The 17,747-nt window shown below is 53.1% G+C and carries 16 protein-coding genes and 1 pseudogene; 7 read left to right on the forward strand and 10 right to left on the reverse strand.

All coding sequences use genetic code 11. The features are described from left to right. Window positions 1–79: 79 nt before the first annotated feature. From LIX00_RS16890 to LIX00_RS16925, 8 genes are all read right to left on the reverse strand, one after another. Complete coding sequence (locus LIX00_RS16890; RefSeq protein WP_227356147.1) at window positions 80–1,156, reverse strand: LeuA family protein; 1,077 nt, start codon at window positions 1,154–1,156, stop codon at window positions 80–82. Beyond that, a complete protein-coding gene (locus LIX00_RS16895) occupies window positions 1,153–2,466 on the reverse strand; it encodes a CaiB/BaiF CoA transferase family protein (protein ID WP_227356148.1) in 1,314 nt (437 codons plus the stop codon). Before LIX00_RS16895 ends, LIX00_RS16890 begins: the two co-directional genes overlap by 4 nt. A gap of 17 nt (window positions 2,467–2,483) precedes the next feature. Then, window positions 2,484–3,614, reverse strand: a complete 1,131-nt coding sequence (locus LIX00_RS16900; protein ID WP_227356149.1) for an ABC transporter ATP-binding protein — start codon at window positions 3,612–3,614, stop codon at window positions 2,484–2,486. After that, the gene (locus LIX00_RS16905; RefSeq protein WP_227356150.1) at window positions 3,614–4,486 is read right to left on the reverse strand and encodes a carbohydrate ABC transporter permease; all 873 of its coding nucleotides are present in this window, start codon (window positions 4,484–4,486) and stop codon (window positions 3,614–3,616) included. Before LIX00_RS16905 ends, LIX00_RS16900 begins: the two co-directional genes overlap by 1 nt. After that, window positions 4,486–5,397 (reverse strand): carbohydrate ABC transporter permease, encoded by a 912-nt coding sequence (locus tag LIX00_RS16910; RefSeq protein ID WP_227356151.1) that lies wholly within the window; start codon window positions 5,395–5,397, stop codon window positions 4,486–4,488. The genes LIX00_RS16905 and LIX00_RS16910 overlap by 1 nt, the downstream gene beginning before the upstream one ends. Before the next feature lie 12 nt (window positions 5,398–5,409). After that, window positions 5,410–6,747 carry an ABC transporter substrate-binding protein gene (locus LIX00_RS16915; RefSeq protein ID WP_227356152.1) on the reverse strand — a complete coding sequence of 446 codons (1,338 nt, stop codon included), beginning with the start codon at window positions 6,745–6,747 and terminating at the stop codon, window positions 5,410–5,412. 73 nt (window positions 6,748–6,820) lie between these two features. Continuing rightward, entirely contained in the window at window positions 6,821–7,501 is a 681-nt protein-coding gene (locus LIX00_RS16920; RefSeq protein ID WP_227356153.1) for a helix-turn-helix domain-containing protein, read from the reverse strand. Window positions 7,502–7,684: 183 nt separating this feature from the next. Next, on the reverse strand, window positions 7,685–7,906 hold the full coding sequence (locus LIX00_RS16925) for a hypothetical protein (protein WP_227356154.1): 222 nt from the start codon (window positions 7,904–7,906) through the stop codon (window positions 7,685–7,687). A gap of 248 nt (window positions 7,907–8,154) precedes the next feature. On the opposite strand from LIX00_RS16925, the gene LIX00_RS16930 reads away from it, so the two are divergent. Next, window positions 8,155–9,750 carry an N-acyl-D-amino-acid deacylase family protein gene (locus LIX00_RS16930; RefSeq protein WP_227356155.1) on the forward strand — a complete coding sequence of 532 codons (1,596 nt, stop codon included), beginning with the start codon at window positions 8,155–8,157 and terminating at the stop codon, window positions 9,748–9,750. A 54-nt stretch (window positions 9,751–9,804) separates the two neighbouring features. Here the strand turns inward: LIX00_RS16930 and LIX00_RS16935 are convergent, their stop codons facing one another. Further along, complete coding sequence (locus LIX00_RS16935) at window positions 9,805–10,944, reverse strand: alanine racemase (protein WP_227356156.1); 1,140 nt, start codon at window positions 10,942–10,944, stop codon at window positions 9,805–9,807. Between the two features lie 218 nt (window positions 10,945–11,162). Here LIX00_RS16935 and LIX00_RS16940 point away from each other — a divergent pair, with 218 nt between their 5' ends. After that, window positions 11,163–12,683, forward strand: a complete 1,521-nt coding sequence (locus LIX00_RS16940; protein WP_227355725.1) for a sodium:solute symporter family protein — start codon at window positions 11,163–11,165, stop codon at window positions 12,681–12,683. 3 nt (window positions 12,684–12,686) lie between these two features. On the opposite strand, the gene LIX00_RS16945 is transcribed toward LIX00_RS16940, so the two are convergent. Continuing rightward, on the reverse strand, window positions 12,687–13,460 hold the full coding sequence (locus tag LIX00_RS16945; RefSeq protein WP_227356166.1) for a creatininase family protein: 774 nt from the start codon (window positions 13,458–13,460) through the stop codon (window positions 12,687–12,689). A 196-nt stretch (window positions 13,461–13,656) separates the two neighbouring features. On the opposite strand from LIX00_RS16945, the gene LIX00_RS16950 reads away from it, so the two are divergent. The 5 genes and pseudogenes from LIX00_RS16950 to LIX00_RS16970 all read left to right on the forward strand — a co-directional run bounded on the left by LIX00_RS16950 (window position 13,657) and on the right by LIX00_RS16970 (window position 17,423). Further along, window positions 13,657–14,946: an amidohydrolase gene (locus tag LIX00_RS16950; RefSeq protein WP_227355726.1), complete on the forward strand. Its 1,290-nt coding sequence runs from the start codon at window positions 13,657–13,659 to the stop codon at window positions 14,944–14,946. Window positions 14,947–15,000: 54 nt separating this feature from the next. Continuing rightward, window positions 15,001–16,365, forward strand: coding sequence for a CapA family protein (locus LIX00_RS16955; RefSeq protein ID WP_227355727.1), 1,365 nt, complete (start codon window positions 15,001–15,003; stop codon window positions 16,363–16,365). Continuing rightward, window positions 16,359–16,565 (forward strand): annotated as a pseudogene (locus tag LIX00_RS16960) (glycerol dehydratase reactivase beta/small subunit family protein); the annotation flags it as partial. The gene LIX00_RS16955 and the pseudogene LIX00_RS16960, both read left to right, overlap by 7 nt. 52 nt (window positions 16,566–16,617) lie before the next feature. Then, complete coding sequence (locus LIX00_RS16965) at window positions 16,618–16,815, forward strand: hypothetical protein (RefSeq protein WP_227355728.1); 198 nt, start codon at window positions 16,618–16,620, stop codon at window positions 16,813–16,815. A gap of 176 nt (window positions 16,816–16,991) precedes the next feature. Next, a complete protein-coding gene (locus tag LIX00_RS16970; RefSeq protein ID WP_227355729.1) occupies window positions 16,992–17,423 on the forward strand; it encodes a methylated-DNA--[protein]-cysteine S-methyltransferase in 432 nt (143 codons plus the stop codon). Window positions 17,424–17,747: the final 324 nt, after the last annotated feature.

The following is a 17,747-nucleotide window of genomic DNA, read 5'->3' on the forward strand; positions in this document are numbered from 1 at the left end:
GTAACATCATAGTGACTAGTTTCGACTGACTCCGAGCGAATAGAGATAGTTTGATCTATACCGAACCAACAGTGATGACTCAGTTAATCTCTTCTGCAAGTGATATCGCTTCATCAAGAGATAACTCTTGGGAGTTTGTATGGAGCTGTTCTAATAACCGATCAATTCGTTCTTCAGTTGCTTGTCTGTCGCTCCGTTCTAAGAGCCGTTGTGCAGCACCCCGGCCAGTAGCGTTACCGAAGAGAAGTTGTCGTTTGCCACCGAACTGGGCTGGGTCGAACGGCTCGAATGTACTTGGTTCGTCTAACATCGCTGCGGTGTGGAGACCGGACTCGTGAGAGAACACCTCCCTTCCGAGGAGCGATTTTTCAGGTTTTACAGCCTCGTCCAAGATAGTGAGAACATTCTTTGTGATAGGAAGTAGCTCGTCTTCAGTGACGTCTATGTCAATTGATTCGTCTCCAACGATCGCCGAAACAACGAACTCCTCTAGTGCGGCATTTCCAGCTCGCTCACCAAGGCCAGCAACTGAAAGATCTACTTTACCGACGCCAAGACGAGCAGCCGCGAGCGCATTTGCTGTTCCAACGCCAAAATCGTCGTGAAAGTGGGCTCCAATACTGGAGAGTTCGATGTTGAGTGCTTCGAGGTGCTCAACAACACCTGCTGGAGTCCGACTACCCACTGTGTCAGCAATCGTATATACTTCTGCATCAATAGCAGCAAACAAGTCGTCAAGAGCGGATGGCTCTGTTCGGAATCCGTCCATCGCACTAAAGTGTACCTCAACACCGTGATCGTGGGCGACGTTGGCAGCCTCGGTTACTTTTTCCGATAATTCGTTTCGGTCTATTCCAAGGACGTGGTTAAGTTGGCGGTCACTCGTTGGGGCGAACAGATCTACGACGTCTACCCCGGCTTCGATTGCAGCCATCACATCACTTGGAATTGAACGGGCGATTCCAGTAGTGGAGGCGTTCAAATCAGTACGATCACAGACCTCAGCCGTTCGACTATCTGCAACTGGAAACCCAATTTGTATGTAGTCCACGCCGAGCGAATCCAGTTCGCGTGCGGCGGTGATCTTTTGATCTACTGAATAGTGAACACCAGGTCGTTGCTCGCCTTCGCGTAGTGTAAGATCGAGCAGTTTCATATGATCCCCTCCTCTCGAAGACGTTCAATTCGCTCTGTATCATAGCCACATGCCGCAAGGACAGCGGCGGTATCCTCGCCCAGTGCTGGCGGGTCGGTGGACTTGACTCGGTCGAACCCAGTAGTATGTGCTGGGAATCTCGGAGTCCGTATACGATCACCGTCGCCCTCCGTCGCCCGGACTTCACTAAGAGCATCGGTTGCTTCGAGATGCAGGTCATTTGAGACATCGGCAGTATCGTTTACCGGTGCCACCGGAACGCTAGCCTCCTGTAGGCATTCGACCAGATCCGTTGCGGTGTACTCCTCACAAATCGATTGGACGCGCTCGTTGAGTACTTCACGGTTCTCAAGCCGGCTTGGAAGCGTTTTGAATTGTTCATCTGCATACAGCTCAACATCGAGTGCCTCACAAAAGCGCAGCCACTGCTTCTCCGACGACGGTCCGATGAACACCCATTGGTCATCCTTGGACTGAAAGACATCGTAGGGGGCCCATCCAGGATGACTCGCGCCCATTGGCTCGGGAATGTCATCGTAGGCTTGGGTGTACGCCAGCCAGTATCCCATCAGTGCAACAGTACTCTCGAAGAGTGGGACGGTTATGTGCTGGCCTTCACCGGTAGCATCGTGGTGGCGAATTGCTGCCAGTATCGTGAGTGCTCCATACAGTGACGCCGCCATGTCTGATAGACTCGTACCAGAGCGAACGGGAGGGGTATCGGGATGACCAGTAACGCTCATCACGCCTGAAAGTGCCTCGGCGACGGGGTCAAGTGCCGGGAATTTCTCGTACGGTCCCGGATTGAACCCTTTTATCGAACAGTAGACCAATGCGTTATTGATCTGATTCAGATCGTCGTAGCCAACGCCGAGACGGTCAGCGGTCCCCGCCGCAAAGTTTTCGACGAGAACGTCGGCTTCGCGAACCAAATCACGGAAAACAGCATTTCCTTCTTTGGATTTGAGGTCGACAGTGATACTGAGCTTGTTTCGATTGACGTAGTTGAACGAGCTATTGCCGATCGGACTCGAATCGCGGATAGCATCGCCTCGTTCGGGATGTTCGACCTTAATCACTTCTGCACCAAGATCAGCTAACAACAGTGAACAGAACGGTCCAGCAATGATATGACCGAGTTCGAGAACCGTGACATCCGAGAGTGGATGACCGTCCGCACTGGGAAGTAAGTTAGGAGCAATTCGACCACCATCCGTTCGAACGTCGCAATCGTTGCGAGGGTTGGATGAGTGCTGCTTATCAGTATCATCTGTTTGACCGTTCTCCGTGGGTCGATTATTATCTATCATTTTTTGTTTCGTACTGATTACCGCTGCTGTTTCGGGGAGTGATTCGTGAGTTCGTCACCGTAACAAATCGTCTTCCCGTCGTTATCGAACACAAACAAGTCATCCTCGTCGAACCCGACGACGATTTCGTCTCCGTGATTGACGTGCCCAAGAGTGGACGACACGACATCGACGTTGTTGCCTGCGGTCGACCGACCATGAACGACGAATTCCGTACCGAGTTGCTCCACGACGTCGACGATCACGGTGAATCGATGCTTACCGCCGTCGGGGGAGAGGTACTGCGGACGGATTCCGAGGGTGATCGGTTCGCCGATACGGTTTGCAAAGTGATCAGCCGGAGCCGGAATCTCGAACCCGTCTCCATCGAGGACGTACGAGCCGTCGTGTTCGACGACCGTTGTGGGCACGAGGTTCGTCGAGGGGGTTCCGATGAAACGGCTGACGTACTTTGAGACGGGGCGGTCAAACAACTCACCCGGCGGGGCAAACTGTTCGAGCTGACCGTTGTTGAGAAGGACGACGTGGTCGCTCATCGTCATCGCTTCCGTCTGGTCATGCGTGACGTAGACCATCGTCGCATCGAGTTCCTGATGCAACCGCTGAACCTCGACGCGAAGTTCAGCCTTCAGTTGTGCATCGAGGTCACTCATTGGTTCGTCGAGCAGGAGTATGTCTGGGTCTTGGACAAAGGCCGAACCAAGTGCCACTCGTTGTTGCTGCCCCCCTGAGAGTTCTGCAGGCATTTTCTCCAGTTGTTCGGAGATCTGAAGGACTGTAGCAGCTTCCTCGATACGGCGGTCGCGTTCTTCGTGTGAAACCCCTTGAACCTTCAGCCCGTAGCCAATGTTCTGTCGAACGGTCATATGCGGATACAATGCGATGGACTGGAAGACCATCGCACAATTTCGATCCTGGGGAGAGAGGTCGGTAACATCCTGCTCCCCGAAAGCTATGCGACCCTCCGTGGGTGTCTCTAATCCGGCAATCATTCGCAGCGTCGTTGTTTTGCCACAGCCAGAGGGACCGACAAGTGTCGTAAACGATCCCTCAGGGATCGACAGCGACAGATCATCGACGGCGACGTGGACTGTACCGGCGGATCGATACTCCTTGTGAACTGATTCGAGGTGAATTGGACGTGCCATTATTCAAGACCACCTACGTTGAAGCCCTGTAGCAGGTAGTTCTGAAGAAACAGGGCAATGAGGAACGGTGGGATGCAGATCAACAGCGAGACGGCCATTGTCTCGCCCCAGCCGATCGTAACACGGTCGAGGAACAGGCTCGCTCCGACCGTGATGGTATACATTTTGTCGCTGCTCATGACCACGCGAGCCATGGTGAAATCGTTCCATGCAACGGCGAACGCGAAGATGGATGCCGAGATGTAACCAGGTCTTGCGACCGGAAGAACGACATCCCAGAGTGTACGCATTCGACTCGCTCCCTTGGTCCATGCGGACTCTTCTAGCGATATCGGGATCGTCTGGAAGTACTGCCACATGAGCCAGATGGTGAACGGAGCGGAGATGCCGGTCAACGCCATCGCCAGCGCGAAGTAGCTGTTCAGTAACCCGAGCGTGTAGAAGATGACGTATAGTGGTATCGCCAGCACAATCGGGCTGAACATGTATGCGAACAGAACTGCCCGTGCTGCCAGTGTCTTCCCCGTGAAATCAAATCGGGTGAGTCCATAGCCTGCTGCTACCGCGAGTGCAGTGGACATCAGCGTCGAACTCGCAGTGACGATGATGCTATTGGTGAAATACCGAACTGTGTTCGTTTCCTCGAACAGTACCCGGAAATTTCTGAACGTCACCGAATCGATCAACAAGTGGACCGTCCCACCTTCGAACACCGCCGCGGGCGACTGCACTGCAATGGCGACCATGATGTAGACTGGAAAAGTCACAAACACGGCCACCAGCAACGCCGTGAGGATCACGGCAATACGTTTTACTCGCTGTTGGATATGTTGGGGAAGAATCGAACCGGCGGCTCCTTCACCGAACGACATCAATGAGCCACCTCCTTTTCGGGTTCGAACACGTAGAAATAGACCACAGCCACGCCTGCAAGCAGGAAAAACATGATTCCTGCAAGTGCTGTCGCGCCACCGAAGTCAACCGCTTCGAACGCGATTTCGTATACCCGAATGGGTAAGGTAGTCGTCGCTTTCAGCGGACCTCCTCGCGTCGAGAGATAGATGATATCGAACTTGTTGAACATCCAAATCCCCCGTACGAGGAGGATAATGAGGATGGCCCCACGTAGGTGCGGAAGAGTGATGTCCCGGAATGCTTGCCATGTCGAGGCACCCTCAACTCGAGCGCGTTCGTAGAGATTCGGATCGATGGCCTGCAAGCGCGCTAAGAGAATGAAAAAGGAAAACGATCCAAATTTCCACACACTGGTGATGACTACTGCGGGCATCGCCCATTTGATGGTTGAGAAGAACGCAATGGGGTCCTCAATAAAACCTGCTTGAATGAGCCACTGATTGAGAACGCCGACGTTCGGGTCAAGAATGAACTTCCAAATGAAGATGACGACTAGTGTGGGCAGGAGATACGGGAAGATCATCATCGTCCGGAGGACGCTTCCACCTCGGATCTCTTGATTGACGACAAGCGCGAGTCCGAGGCCGACAAGCAGACTAAGGACGGTTGTCGAGAAGGCATAGACGATACTATGCCACAGGAATATCGGAAAGTCGCTGCTCGTTAGGATATCGATGTAGTTCCATAGACCCGCAAACGTCGCCACGCCAGTCGGTTCGTGTAGAAGACTCATCCAAAGGGCATATCCGATGGGGATAAGCCAGACCACTGTAAAGAACGCCGCGAATGGAATGAATGTCACCAATAGCAGCAACTGACGCTCGTCGAGATGCGTAAACGAGGACTTGAGAGGATTAGCCGTACTCATGAGAGTCGGTGATTAGCCCTGAAGCCCTTGCAGCTTTTTTGCCACCCAATCGACGGTCTGCTCAGGGGACTTGCCACCCACGAGCATCTGTTCGGATGATTGACCGAACACCTGCTGACCGTACGCGTCGGCGGCGACGATATTTGGCTGGCCGTTCTTGCCTGTTGCCAGAATTGAGGTAAATGCGTCCCAGTTGTTTCGAACGAGATCGAGTACGTCCGTGTGTTGTTTGATCGTCTCGTTGTTCTTCACCGCGTCACTACCCAACATCTTCTTCGTCGGCGGGAACTGGAACAACGGCGCGGAGAGGACGAAGTCCATGAACTTATCTGACTTGCTGAAGAAATCCACGAACTTCTTCGCACCTTCTGTGGCCTTGCCATTTTTCCAAACGACGTGCCCCTCCATGTACGCCCACCACTTATCCTGCTTCTTGCTGCTCGGAACAGGGAATGGGGTTGGTGATAGTTTCTCCACGAGATCTGGTCGGTTAGAAGCAATCGTGAGGATCGGCAGTCCACCGACACTCATGATGGCCGCAGCGTTCTCTTGTTGGAGTGCGGCGATTGCATCGCCCCATTCCCACCCAGCTCCGTTTGGGGAGTATTCCGCCATCTGCTTGATCCATTTATACGTCTCGACAGCACGCTTTCTGTTGTCACCCTTGTCAATGGTGATTTTGATATCATCGGACGGTCCGCTGTAGAGGTTGACATCGTTTTGCCAGTGGTATTGGGTGATTTGAGTATCGGCGTTGTTCGTCTGCCCTGACTGTACGACATACCCTTTGATGCCCTCTTGCTCTGAGATCCGTTTAGCTTCAGATGTCCATTTCTCCCACGTCGTGGGGTTCTCCTGATAGAGATCGTTACGGTACCATCCCATCAGGGGTTCGACCATGGTTGCAGCAAAGTACGACTCGCCCCCGACATTGACGGGGTCAGGAAGTCCTGTCCCTTGAACAGCATTGCTTACCGGCGCAAGATTCCCATTGCGATGGTAGCGGTACGCATCCGCCGACGTGTCGAAGACGACATCCGGCGGATTGCCCGCTGCCTTCATCTTCTGTAACTGCTCGTCGGTCGATTTCCCCTTCGACGTGTACGTGACTTCGACAGTGTAGTCGTGATTCTTCTCGAACTCCGAGATTATCTGGTTAATAACCTGCTTCGAATCACCGCGATCTGAGAGATACTTGATCGTCTTCGACTGGTCACCATTCTGTCCTCCATTTTGTCCTCCTTCTGACCCGCTGTCGTCTGGTCTACTGGTGCATCCTGCAGCGGCGACGATCGATCCGGTTCCGGCTAATTGGAGAAACCGTCTTCGTGTTGTGGGCTCATCCGCCATGACAATATATGACATCCGCAATGAGAGATGGTTCTCTCCCCTTCACTTGTTGGCTTTTTAAATAGGGTCGAATTTAGTTCGTATTCTTAATTGGGGGTTCGTGGCTTACTTGCCGCTTATTTCCACGAGACTCCTCATCCTGCATGTTTTGATTCAGGATATTTCTAAGCAGTGTCTGCTCTGCTTTTCGGAGATGTTCGAGGAAAGTAGTGTGACTAATATCTAGTTCGGTAGCCAGCGATTCTGCATCCTTCTCACGGGGCCATTCGTAATACCCACCATCGAGGGCAGCATTAATTACCTCAGCTTGTCTATCCGAGAGGAGTCCCTCTGAGGCACGATACGGTGTTAGCTGTGCAAGCTGTACGGATCCAATCTCACGGAGTTCTTTGACGATATTTCGGAGGTCTTCTCGCCGGAAGACGATGATGTTGAACACACGCTGTGTGCCACTTACTTGGTCCCACCATTGTAGCATACCGTGATTCCGTCTGATAATGGGAAGGGCCCCGCAGGAACGCTTGGTGAGTTTGATATGGGTTGCGTCAATTTGTTCGACATGTTTAACCTGCTCAGAGTTTTCGAACGCATCGATAAACTCCTCGACTTTGTCCTCTGCATCGATAACAAAATTAAGATACTCATCGTCGAGAACCTCTTCGTGATTTGCGGTAAACGACGTATTCCACCGACTAGTAACCTCACTCAGGATGCAATCAGTTTGCAGGTCTAAGTAGAGCTTTGCCCTAAACATTTGGTAACCGTTGGCACACAATTCTCATTAACTTTTGGAACTGTGTCGTCCGGGCAAAGGATGGGTGGGATGGGTGTGTGTTCAGGTGTCGAGACGATTGTTTCGCTTATGATATAGTAGACAACACGATCGATGATTAATTTATGCACAGTCCGAAGTAGTAATCTGAAGCCGATGCTATCGTTACTCGTGACGCTCGTCTTGGAGGTGCTCAACGTATGCTTCTAACCGACCAATCTTCCGTTCCATGCGGTCAAGACGTTCGTCAACACTACCGCCTGACCGGACGCGAAGAATGAAGTAACCAAGTCCACCGAGTACTCCGAAAAGGATGGATGCATACACGATAAGCATCAGGGCTATAAAGAGGAGTTCAAAACCATCAACAAGCTGAAGCGATGTCATTAATTTATAGATAGTAGCAACACAATATAACAGTTGGCCCCACTCTCATCATTGTTGTTAGACTCATTCCCCCACCAGTTGATATTACTGCTTCTCCAATTTTCGTTGTTTGGAGTTTCTCTATACAGCACTGAGACTCGAGAGAAACTCGTACTTTGATAGTGTACTGGAGACCAACCACCCCTCAACGTCTGAACTAAGAGTAGGCGCTAGCAGTTTTTATTTTGCATTATCCCATGAGAGGGAATATGGCTGCAGAGACTGCTATCAGAAACGCACGCATTATTGATGGCACCGGGGCGCCTTGGTTTAGAGGGACAATCATTATCAAGCGCGGAAAGATTACTGAGATTCATCGTGGAAAAACATCACAAACGGACGCCACGACTGAAATCGATGCAGATGGGATGGCTGTTTGTCCCGGGTTTATCGACACACATACTCATTCCGATCTCCAATTATTTTCAGATCCGACGCTTGCTCCGAAAATCCGCCAGGGAATCACCACGGAAGTTCTGGGCCAGGACGGCTTCTCAATGGCACCGCTCTATGACGTCGATACGGATGCATGGGAAACTCATCTCAGTGGTATTGCTGGGCGACTTGATGGAGAGTGGTCGTGGGAGTCACTGGGAGACTATCTCGAAGCAATTGACGACCAGGAAATTGCGCCGAACGTTGCGACGTTGGTAGGACACGGGACAGTTCGATTTAACGTCCTCGGCTTTAGCGATACGGCACCAACCGAGGACGATATTAGCCAGATGGCAGAGCTCGTCACAGAGGCGTTAGAAGCAGGTGCAGTTGGCTTCTCGACGGGACTTGTCTACACACCCGCTCGCTACGCAGACACTGCTGAAGTGAGAGAATTGGCCGCTCAACTTGCACCGTACGGCCGACCGTTCGTCGCCCATATCAGAAACGAACGTCGTCAAATTTGGGAGGCGCTTGACGAATTTATCGATATTGGAGCCGATACTGGCGTGCCGCTCCATCTCTCTCATTTCAAACTCGCCGGGCCGGACCAACAGGGGAAGGTACATCGTGCTGTAAGCATCTTCGAGGCAGCGCGGGAGCGAGGCGTTGACCTGACGGTTGAACAGTATCCCTATACGGCGGGCAGCACAACACTCACAAATATCCTACCGCCGTGGGTTCAAGCAGAGGGGCCAGAGCAGACGCTCTCGTATTTGCGAGATGATGATACCCGCGAGAAGATTCGGCGTGATATCTCCGAGTGGCGAATCGACGGTTGGGAAAACCGGGGTGCATACACGGGATGGGAGAACATCGAAGTCACGAACGTTGCGTCCGAGAGTAATCAGTCAGTCGAAGGGAAGAGCATCGCAACGATCGCTACGGAGCGCGATACAGATCCTGTCGCAGTTGTGTGTGACCTTCTCATCGAAGAAGAACTCGAAGTTGGAATGCTGTTACACCAACTGACGGAATCCGATGTTCGAGACGTTCTCGCCAACGAGCGAGTAAACGTTGCAACAGATGGATTATTCGGGGGCCGACCGCATCCTCGGGTGTTCGGAACGTATCCAAAGATTCTCAGTCGGTATGTTCGCGAAGCGAATATCCTCACGCTTGAGGAGGCCATTCGGAAAATGACGTCCTTGCCCGCACGTGCGATGGGGCTTGAGACGAAAGGTATACTTCGGCCGGGGCTGGACGCCGATCTCGTCGTCTTTGACCCTGCCACAATCGATACAAATGCGACGTACGATTCTCCACAGCAGTTCCCCACGGGAATTCATCATGTGATGGTAAACGGCTCCTTCGTAGTTCGCGACTCCGTTGTGACTGACGCTCGCCCCGGCGAAGCACTTACAAAATGATCACGAAGCAGTATTCGCAATAAGCGACGTCAAAATGTACTCATTTTCTTTACGTTACTTTACTTTGCCACGGGCTTGAACGTCCCAGAGTTCTTCGACGCGATCGTTTCGAACACCGATAATGGTGTCGTGGAGATTGATCGTGGCACATACATGAGGGACGATGAATTCGATTTGGTCGCCGACATCGACTGATTCCTCACTCTCACTGATATCGAGCCATCCGTGTTCTTCGGATGCGTTCACGTATTCAATATCGTCGCGGTATTTGGGCACGGGAAGTTGCGGTTTATCCATCGAGAGAGTCTTACTGCCAGCGTCAACGACAGCCCGATCCGCTGTTGGTTTCGAGATGACGGTCGAGACCACGGTCGCCGCACAATCTGATTTCCCAACATCGAACGGTCTGTGTTCGAGCTCGCCGACGTCCATGAATGGATACATTCCGGGGTTGATCTCCGTCACAACGGGGTGTGTGCCGCTGTATTTCGAGGTCGCCGTCCCGCCCACTTTTACTTCCTTGACGGAGATTCCCTCCGATTCGAGGAGCTCAACCGTCTCCTGCGTTCGGTCCATGGCTTCGGTACAGTACTCTTTGTATTCAGCACGTGTTTCAGCCTTCGATTTGACGTGTGCCTCGTACGCAAGAAGGCCGCAGAAGTTCAGGTTCGACTGCTCTTGAATGAGCTGCGCCATCTGAACCGCCGGTTCCCCTAATGAAATACCCGTTCGATGCAAGCCGACATCAACCTCAAGAATTACGTCGAGGGTCACATCGTGATCGGCAGCGGCGGTCTGGAGTGGTGTGATATTTCCTGGCCCGTCGACCGTCGTCGCAAACCGGTTGAGTTTTTGGGCCAGCCAAACGAGGCGTTCGAGTTTCTGCTGTCCGACAACTTGGTAGGAGAGGTAGATATCGTCGATGCCGTTCTTTGCCATGACCTCGACCTCACCGAGTGTCTGGCAGACAATCCCGCCACCGCCACTGTACTCGTTCTGGCGGTGTGCAATCTCTGCGTTTTTGTGTGTTTTAATGTGTGACCGGAGTTGGACGTCATTCTCGGTCGCGAATGAGACGTAGTCTTGGATGTTCGCCTCCATCGTGTCGAGATCAACTAGCAGTGCAGGTGTCTCCACCTCATCTACTGACGCATTAAGTAATGGCTTTTGTTCTGCCATCGTTGAATCGGGCATAGGTGCGATTCAAGTAATGACTGTAAAAGTCTTTGCTACACCCCAATAGCATGCCGTTAATCAGACATCGAATAGCCAACTAATCATGATACTCGATATCGTTTTTGTCACTTATTGCCGGCAATCCCTGAATTTATTAATGTAATAGCAATTTATTTACCAGCATCATTGTATGGTTTCCGAATCTATTTACTCACTCCACCCAGGATACAGGTGACATGGCACGGGAACTCATAGCAGGGATTGTATTAATGTATGTAATCGGAATGCTCGGGGTCGGATACTTCTTCCATCGGAAAGGGATGAAGGACTTGGAGGACTACTTCCTCGCCGGGAAAGGCGCGCCGTGGTACCTCGTTGCGCTGTCATTCTTCGCTACGGCGATCGGTGCCGGTGGAACAATTGGTCTTTCAGAATCAACCTTCACCGCCCAGAGTATCACTGCGTTTTGGAGTTACGGAATCGCCCTCGCGAGTTTCTTCGTCGTTGCCGTCCTGCTCGGACACAAACTCCCAAGCACGAACAACATCACAATTCCGTCGATGCTTGAGGATCGGTACGACGAGAAAACGCGTATTGCGGCCGTCCCCTTCTATCTCCTCCGATTCATCAGCACGCTTGGCGCTCAGTGGTTAGCAGCCGGGACGATCATCAGCTTTCTGCTCGGTGATATAATCACCGTTACCCAAGCCGCGATACTCGGCGCGCTCATCATCACGGCCTACACTGTGATGGGCGGCATGTCCGCGGTGATGTGGACCGACTTCATCCAAGGGATAATCCTGTTCGTTGGCCTCTGGATACTCACCGTCATGGGCATTTTCGAATTTGGCGGCTTCTCGGCTATGACGACCGAGGTAACGAGCGTCGCTCCGCAAGCGTTCGATCTCTTTGCGATGGAGTGGACGCTCATCGCGGGCTACATCGTAACCCTCGTCCCGACGATGCTCGTCCGTCAAGGCTACCTCCAGCGTATTATGTCCGCCCGCAGTGATCGGGATGGATTCGTCGGCACGACGTTGAATGGCATCATCGGATTTGCATATATTCCGATTCCGCTCCTTATCGGCGCAATGGGGCTCGTGATGTACTCGAACATCGACAACCCCAAGCTAATCATGCCACAGATGGCAATGGATATCCTCCCTGCTTGGCTCGCAGGCCTCATCCTCGCTGCCTTGGCAGCAGCTGTGATGAGCAGTGGTGACAGCTTCCTCCTGTCGGGCTCGTCCAACATCGTCGACGACATTTACCTTCGGTACCTCAATCCGACCGCGAGTAACGAACAACAGCAGAAGGTGTCGCGGATCACGGTCATCGGCCTCATGGTGTTCTCGCTCGCTCTCGCGCTAGTCGTGCCGGGAATCATCGACCTCATCGTCTTCGGGGCCGTTGCCCTGACCGGCGGCGTTCTGGTTCCGTGGTTGGCCGTTTTTTACTGGCCACGTGGAACGTCAGATGCCGCTTTCTGGAGCCTTGTCGTTGGTGCGGGAATGACCGTCGCCTGGTGGTGGGCTGGATACTTCGCCGACACCGCCGAGTTCATGGGTCTTCACCCAGTCTTCGTCGGACTTCCACTTTCCATCATCCTGTTCTTCGCGATTTCACTCGCGCAGGAACCGGAGTACGAGAAGGTGTTAGAGACGGCCCGCAAACACAACCTTGAATCGCTGGAAAAGCGCACCCGCAACGCGATGGACGAACATCGCGGCGAGCCGGGAACCGTCGCGGACGACTAATCGCTATTCGGATTCACTGTTTTGCGCGTGGATTTCACGGAGGAGCTCCCCGAGTTCCCGTTCTAACCGGTCGAAGAACCGTTGGCCTTTGTCCGCTGACGCGAGTTCGGGTGCGCCGATCGCTCCTGAGTGACTATACTCGTCGAACGTCCTATACACGGACAGCGGTCCGTCGGCAAAGAGGTCTTGGCGGCCGTGTTTATAGGGTTCGTCGCGGCGCGTTCCTTCAACCTGGTCTTCGTCGACGAGATCTGGGTGAAGATGGAGCATGAGGGAAGTTTCGAACTCGCCACCGTGCGAAATACCGCCGACGTCGCTCTCACGTACCTCCGCAACGACCTCGTTGGCTAGGTGAAAGTACGTCAGACCGAGAACCTCGCGATCAGGATGGTCGTCACCGACTTCACTCACTGCATCAGCTATCACCGACATATTTCCACCATGGCCGTTCAGAAACAGCAACGCGTCGAAATCGTTCTCAAACACCGTCTCCGCGATCTCCGAGAGCACATCAAGCAAGGTCGTCGTGTCTAGTGACACCGTGCCGCCGAAGGGAAGATGGTGTGGCGAACGGCCGGACCAGATAGTCGGCGTAACGAGGACGGGGAGCGATTCGTGGACGCCTTCAGCGCCAGCATGAGCAACGGCTTCGACGAGGAGTGTATCTGTCGCAACCGGGAGATGGTAACCGTGTTGTTCAAGGCTCCCAACGGGAACAATCAGTACTGACCCGTCCTTTGCAGCGGTATTGACGATTTCTGGGTATGGTTTTGCCATCCATGCGACCGGCGAGGCGTTGTGTGAGGCGTTCACAGACGACAGTACTGCTGGAAGCAATCAAAAATCTGATGGTGAGTACATTGGAATAGGCCCACAGCCTTGCTCTTCGGGGCAGAGAAGATGCCAACGGGAGCATCCCACGTATGTTACCTGTTGGCGAGCGTTTATTGGCGACAATCGGTACATGCTCTCTATGGCCACGATAAGTGAGCTTTCGTTATCGGAGCTCCGGCGCGATCTCCACAAGTACCCTGAAGCGGGCTGGAAGGAGTTTCGCACTACGTCACTCATCGCTGAGGAACTCGATGAGCGAGGGTATACTGTGCATCTGGGTGCTGATGCGATCGACACTGATGAGCGCCTTGGTGTCCCCAATAACGACGAAATCGAACGCGCTCGAGACCGAGCCCGGGATGAGGGAGCACCCGAGCCATACCTCGACCAAATGAGTTCGGTCACTGGCCTCATTGCTGAGAAGACGTTCGGTGAGAAAAGTGGTCCAGTGGTCGGTGTTCGCGTCGATATGGATGCGCTTGAGATGACCGAATCGAGCGATGCAGAGCATCGGCCTGCAACTGACGGATTTGCAAGTTGCCATCCAAACGAAATGCATGCCTGTGGGCATGACGGCCACACGACGATCGGCGTGGGCATCGCACGAACTCTCGATGTCACAGACAACTTCAGCGGGACGATCAAACTCTTCTTCCAACCGGCCGAGGAGGGTGGGCGTGGCGGACTGCCGATGAGTAAAACGGCACATTTCACTGACATCGACCACTTCATCGCGCTCCATCTCGGCTTGGGCAACGAGACAGGAACGATAATCGCAGGATACGAGCGGCCACTCTCCAACGCGAAAATCGACGTTGAGTTCCACGGTGAGTCGGCGCACGCTGGGAAGGCACCGAACGAAGGTCGGAACGCACTTCAAGCAGCGACGACGGCGATTCAGAATCTTTACGCAATTCCGCGACACGAGGATGGTGCGACCCGTATCAACGTCGGGCAAGTGCACTCACCGAATGCACAGAACGTGATAGCGGACAATGCCCAGATGCGCGTTGAAGTCCGCGGCGAAGCGGCTGACCTCAATGAATACATGCTCGACACTGCAAACCGGGTCATAGAGCACGCTGCCGGGATGCATGCTGTCGAGTACGATACCAACCTCTACGGCAAGACAACGACGTTCGAAGCCGATACTGAGCTGGTGACAGTAGTTGCCGACGCCGCTCACTCCCTTGGGACCGTAACGAACGTCGTCGAACGAGAACCAATTGGCGCCAGCGAAGACGCTTCGTACCTGATTAAACGCGTGCAAGCAGAGGGCGGACAAGCGACGTACATCGGAGTCGGTGCCAGCAATCCATCCGGTCATCACACATCCCGATTCGATATTGACGAGGACGCGCTTGACATCGGTGTAGATGTCGTTATCGAGACGCTCAAGCAGCTTTCTCTAACACACTCGCAGCAATGATGGTAGAACGAACTTCCGAACACTACTATCGAACCTACTCGATGGACGAATCCCATGTACGGAACTGAAGGCCAGAATCTCACGCTCGCGGCTGTTGGAGACGCCCTCGTTACGCGGAAATTCTCCATGTACGAGGACCCCCAATTCCGAACGCTGATCGATGAGATTCGAGGTGCAGATGTATCGTTCGCAAATCTCGAAGTCCTGCTTCACGACTACGAGGAGGGTTATCCGGCGTCTCAGAGCGGTGGGACGTACATGCGGGCTCCACCGTGGATTGCCGACGAACTTGAGTGGGCTGGGTTTGATCTCTTCGCGGCAGCAACAAACCACGTGGGCGACTTCTCACACGGTGGGATGATAGCCACGATGGAGGCACTTGAGGAACGCAACCTCGCCTACGCGGGTCTTGGCCGAAATCTCGCGAGTGCACGAGCACCCACGTTTATCGATACTCCAGCGGGACGAGTTGCGTTGATTGCTGCCTGTACGACAATCACCCCCGGGAGTATCGCTGGACAGCAACGACCAGATATGCACGGACGGCCGGGGCTGTCGCCACTTCGGTTGGAAACCCGGTATACGGTCCCGGAGTCTGTCTCTGAGTCCCTTAGAGACCTCAGTCAAAAGCTTGGATTAGAGGCTGCCAAAGAACGCAGAGAACGGCTTGGCTTCCCAGTTCCTGGCGAGGATACTGATGGATTCACGCTCATGAATGTTGGCGGAGAGACTGAGATTGAGTTCGAAATCGGTGATCAATACGGGATTCATCGTGCGGTGAACGAAGACGACGCGGCGGCAATCCACCGCCAAATCGCCGCTGCACGCAAACAGGCGGACTGGGTCATCGTCAGCCTCCACGCTCACGAGGGAACGGGTGCCTTCTTCAACGATGATTCGGTTCCCGAGTTCCTCGAGTCATTCGCCCATGACTGCATCGACACTGGTGCAGATACATTCGTTGGGCATGGGCCACACGTACTCCGTGGAATCGAAATCTACGATGATGCACCGATCTTCTATAGCCTTGGCAACTTCTTCATGCAGAATGAAACGGTGACGCGACTTCCGGCCGAGATTTATGGCCGGTATGATCTTGACCCCGCGAGATCACTACCTGCTGACTTATTCGATAAACGAGTTCAGGATGCGGACGACAACCAAATTGGGTTCCTCTCAAAGCAGTCGTTTTGGGAGTCGGTCCTCGCCGTTTGTGACTTCGAGGATGGGCAACTAGCGACTGTCCGCCTGTATCCGCTGGATCTTGGCTATGAGGAACCACGTCCCCGACGTGGACGACCGGTCATAGCCGACGGTGACGCCGCAGATCGAATTCTTGCGTCGCTACGTGATCTCTCGGAACCGTACGGAACAACAATTGAATCGCATGATGGATACGGCGAGATAGCCATGAGATGATAGCTGGGATTGAGGAGGAAGGCCTTACACCACATGTCGTTCGCTTCTACGATAACCTTGATCTCGGTGTCATCGGTCTTCAAGGCGCAAAAATCAGCGGATCAGATATTTCGATCGCCATTCAAACGCGTGGGACGACACTAATTCATCAAGAGGACCTCGTGCCGCTTAGCAACCTCGAACTATTCCCACAAGCACCTTATACTCACGTCTGGACGTGCTTCAGCGAGCTGCTCTCGCTGAGTGTCATCAGTGAAAGATCAGACGATCAACGACCAGAACAAACTCATCGAATTGATTCAGAGCCAGGGCAGGAACATTACTGCCCTCGAGCTCACAGAAGATGAATGCGGGTTCGCAGGCGATGTCGTGGGCGCAGAAATCAAGCTGACCGTCGCAATTGACTACCAGGACGATGAAGACGACCAGAATCCCTACCGCATCAAGTAGGTACGAGTCATACGCTCGGTACGCTCATAGGAACTGCTGTCGAAGTACTGACTACGACCGATAACACGTCTGAAATACCCCATGAAACGCCGAAATCAGTTTCGCTCCGTGGTAAGTCGTTATACACCCTCATGACGTGCCAGTAGTTGCTAATCCGGGATAGGAGATGTCCACGCATGAACGTAAATATTTTCAGAACCACCATTGAAATCGATGAAGACCTCATCGCCGAATCACCGACTGTTATTCGCGAGCAGATATCCGAGTACGAGCGAAGTGAACGCAGGACATTCGACCTTAGAGTTACCATTCCGGAGGGAGTAACTGGCGAGGTGATGACCGCGATGACTGACATCCCTTACGGGGAAACTCGGACGTATGGTGAAATCGCTACTCAACTCGATACCTCGCCCATCGCTATAGGACAGGCATGCGCACGTAACCCTCTCCCGTTGATCGTTCCTTGCCATCGCATCGTAGGAAGCAACGGTAGCCTCAGGGGCTACTCAGCTGCTAATGGCGTCGCCACGAAGCGCCAATTGCTCGATCTCGAAGCACGAGAGCGGAGAACAGAACCAATACAGACGCGATTACCGACACTGAAGTGAGAAGACGGGACTACAAGTAAACCCGAGTACGCATAGACAACTCATAGCTTCTACAGCACTCTTGATACTGTTTTCCGTCTTTGGACAGAAGCGCTTCCCAGGCATATAGATGAACGTAGGTTTCTCATCGGACACCGAACGAAGCTTTGTGTATTGGGTAGAAAGAGAAATTGAGTTCTCGACTAGGTTGTTCTGGGGATTGACTATCTTTACATTGCAACTCTGAGGGTACTACTTTCGTATTAGGATAAGCGGTCCTACGATCGATTTCAGAGTACATCGCTTACGTTGTAGGTCGAGGGTTCGTTGAGGGTGCAGTTGAAG

This window comes from Haladaptatus salinisoli, assembly GCF_020614375.1.
Taxonomy (GTDB): domain Archaea; phylum Halobacteriota; class Halobacteria; order Halobacteriales; family Haladaptataceae; genus Haladaptatus; species Haladaptatus salinisoli.

Bases quoted from the DNA above. Each gene is read 5' to 3' on its own strand.
- LIX00_RS16890 (WP_227356147.1), bottom strand. From the start codon at position 1,156: ATGAAACTGCTCGATCTTACACTACGCGAAGGCGAGCAACGACCTGGT.
- LIX00_RS16895 (WP_227356148.1), bottom strand. From the start codon at position 2,466: ATGATAGATAATAATCGACCCACGGAGAACGGTCAAACAGATGATACT.
- LIX00_RS16900 (WP_227356149.1), bottom strand. From the start codon at position 3,614: ATGGCACGTCCAATTCACCTCGAATCAGTTCACAAGGAGTATCGATCC.
- LIX00_RS16905 (WP_227356150.1), bottom strand. From the start codon at position 4,486: ATGTCGTTCGGTGAAGGAGCCGCCGGTTCGATTCTTCCCCAACATATC.
- LIX00_RS16910 (WP_227356151.1), bottom strand. From the start codon at position 5,397: ATGAGTACGGCTAATCCTCTCAAGTCCTCGTTTACGCATCTCGACGAG.
- LIX00_RS16915 (WP_227356152.1), bottom strand. From the start codon at position 6,747: ATGGCGGATGAGCCCACAACACGAAGACGGTTTCTCCAATTAGCCGGA.
- LIX00_RS16920 (WP_227356153.1), bottom strand. From the start codon at position 7,501: ATGTTTAGGGCAAAGCTCTACTTAGACCTGCAAACTGATTGCATCCTG.
- LIX00_RS16925 (WP_227356154.1), bottom strand. From the start codon at position 7,906: ATGACATCGCTTCAGCTTGTTGATGGTTTTGAACTCCTCTTTATAGCC.
- LIX00_RS16930 (WP_227356155.1), top strand. From the start codon at position 8,155: ATGGCTGCAGAGACTGCTATCAGAAACGCACGCATTATTGATGGCACC.
- LIX00_RS16935 (WP_227356156.1), bottom strand. From the start codon at position 10,944: ATGCCCGATTCAACGATGGCAGAACAAAAGCCATTACTTAATGCGTCA.
- LIX00_RS16940 (WP_227355725.1), top strand. From the start codon at position 11,163: ATGGCACGGGAACTCATAGCAGGGATTGTATTAATGTATGTAATCGGA.
- LIX00_RS16945 (WP_227356166.1), bottom strand. From the start codon at position 13,460: ATGGCAAAACCATACCCAGAAATCGTCAATACCGCTGCAAAGGACGGG.
- LIX00_RS16950 (WP_227355726.1), top strand. From the start codon at position 13,657: ATGGCCACGATAAGTGAGCTTTCGTTATCGGAGCTCCGGCGCGATCTC.
- LIX00_RS16955 (WP_227355727.1), top strand. From the start codon at position 15,001: ATGTACGGAACTGAAGGCCAGAATCTCACGCTCGCGGCTGTTGGAGAC.
- LIX00_RS16970 (WP_227355729.1), top strand. From the start codon at position 16,992: ATGAACGTAAATATTTTCAGAACCACCATTGAAATCGATGAAGACCTC.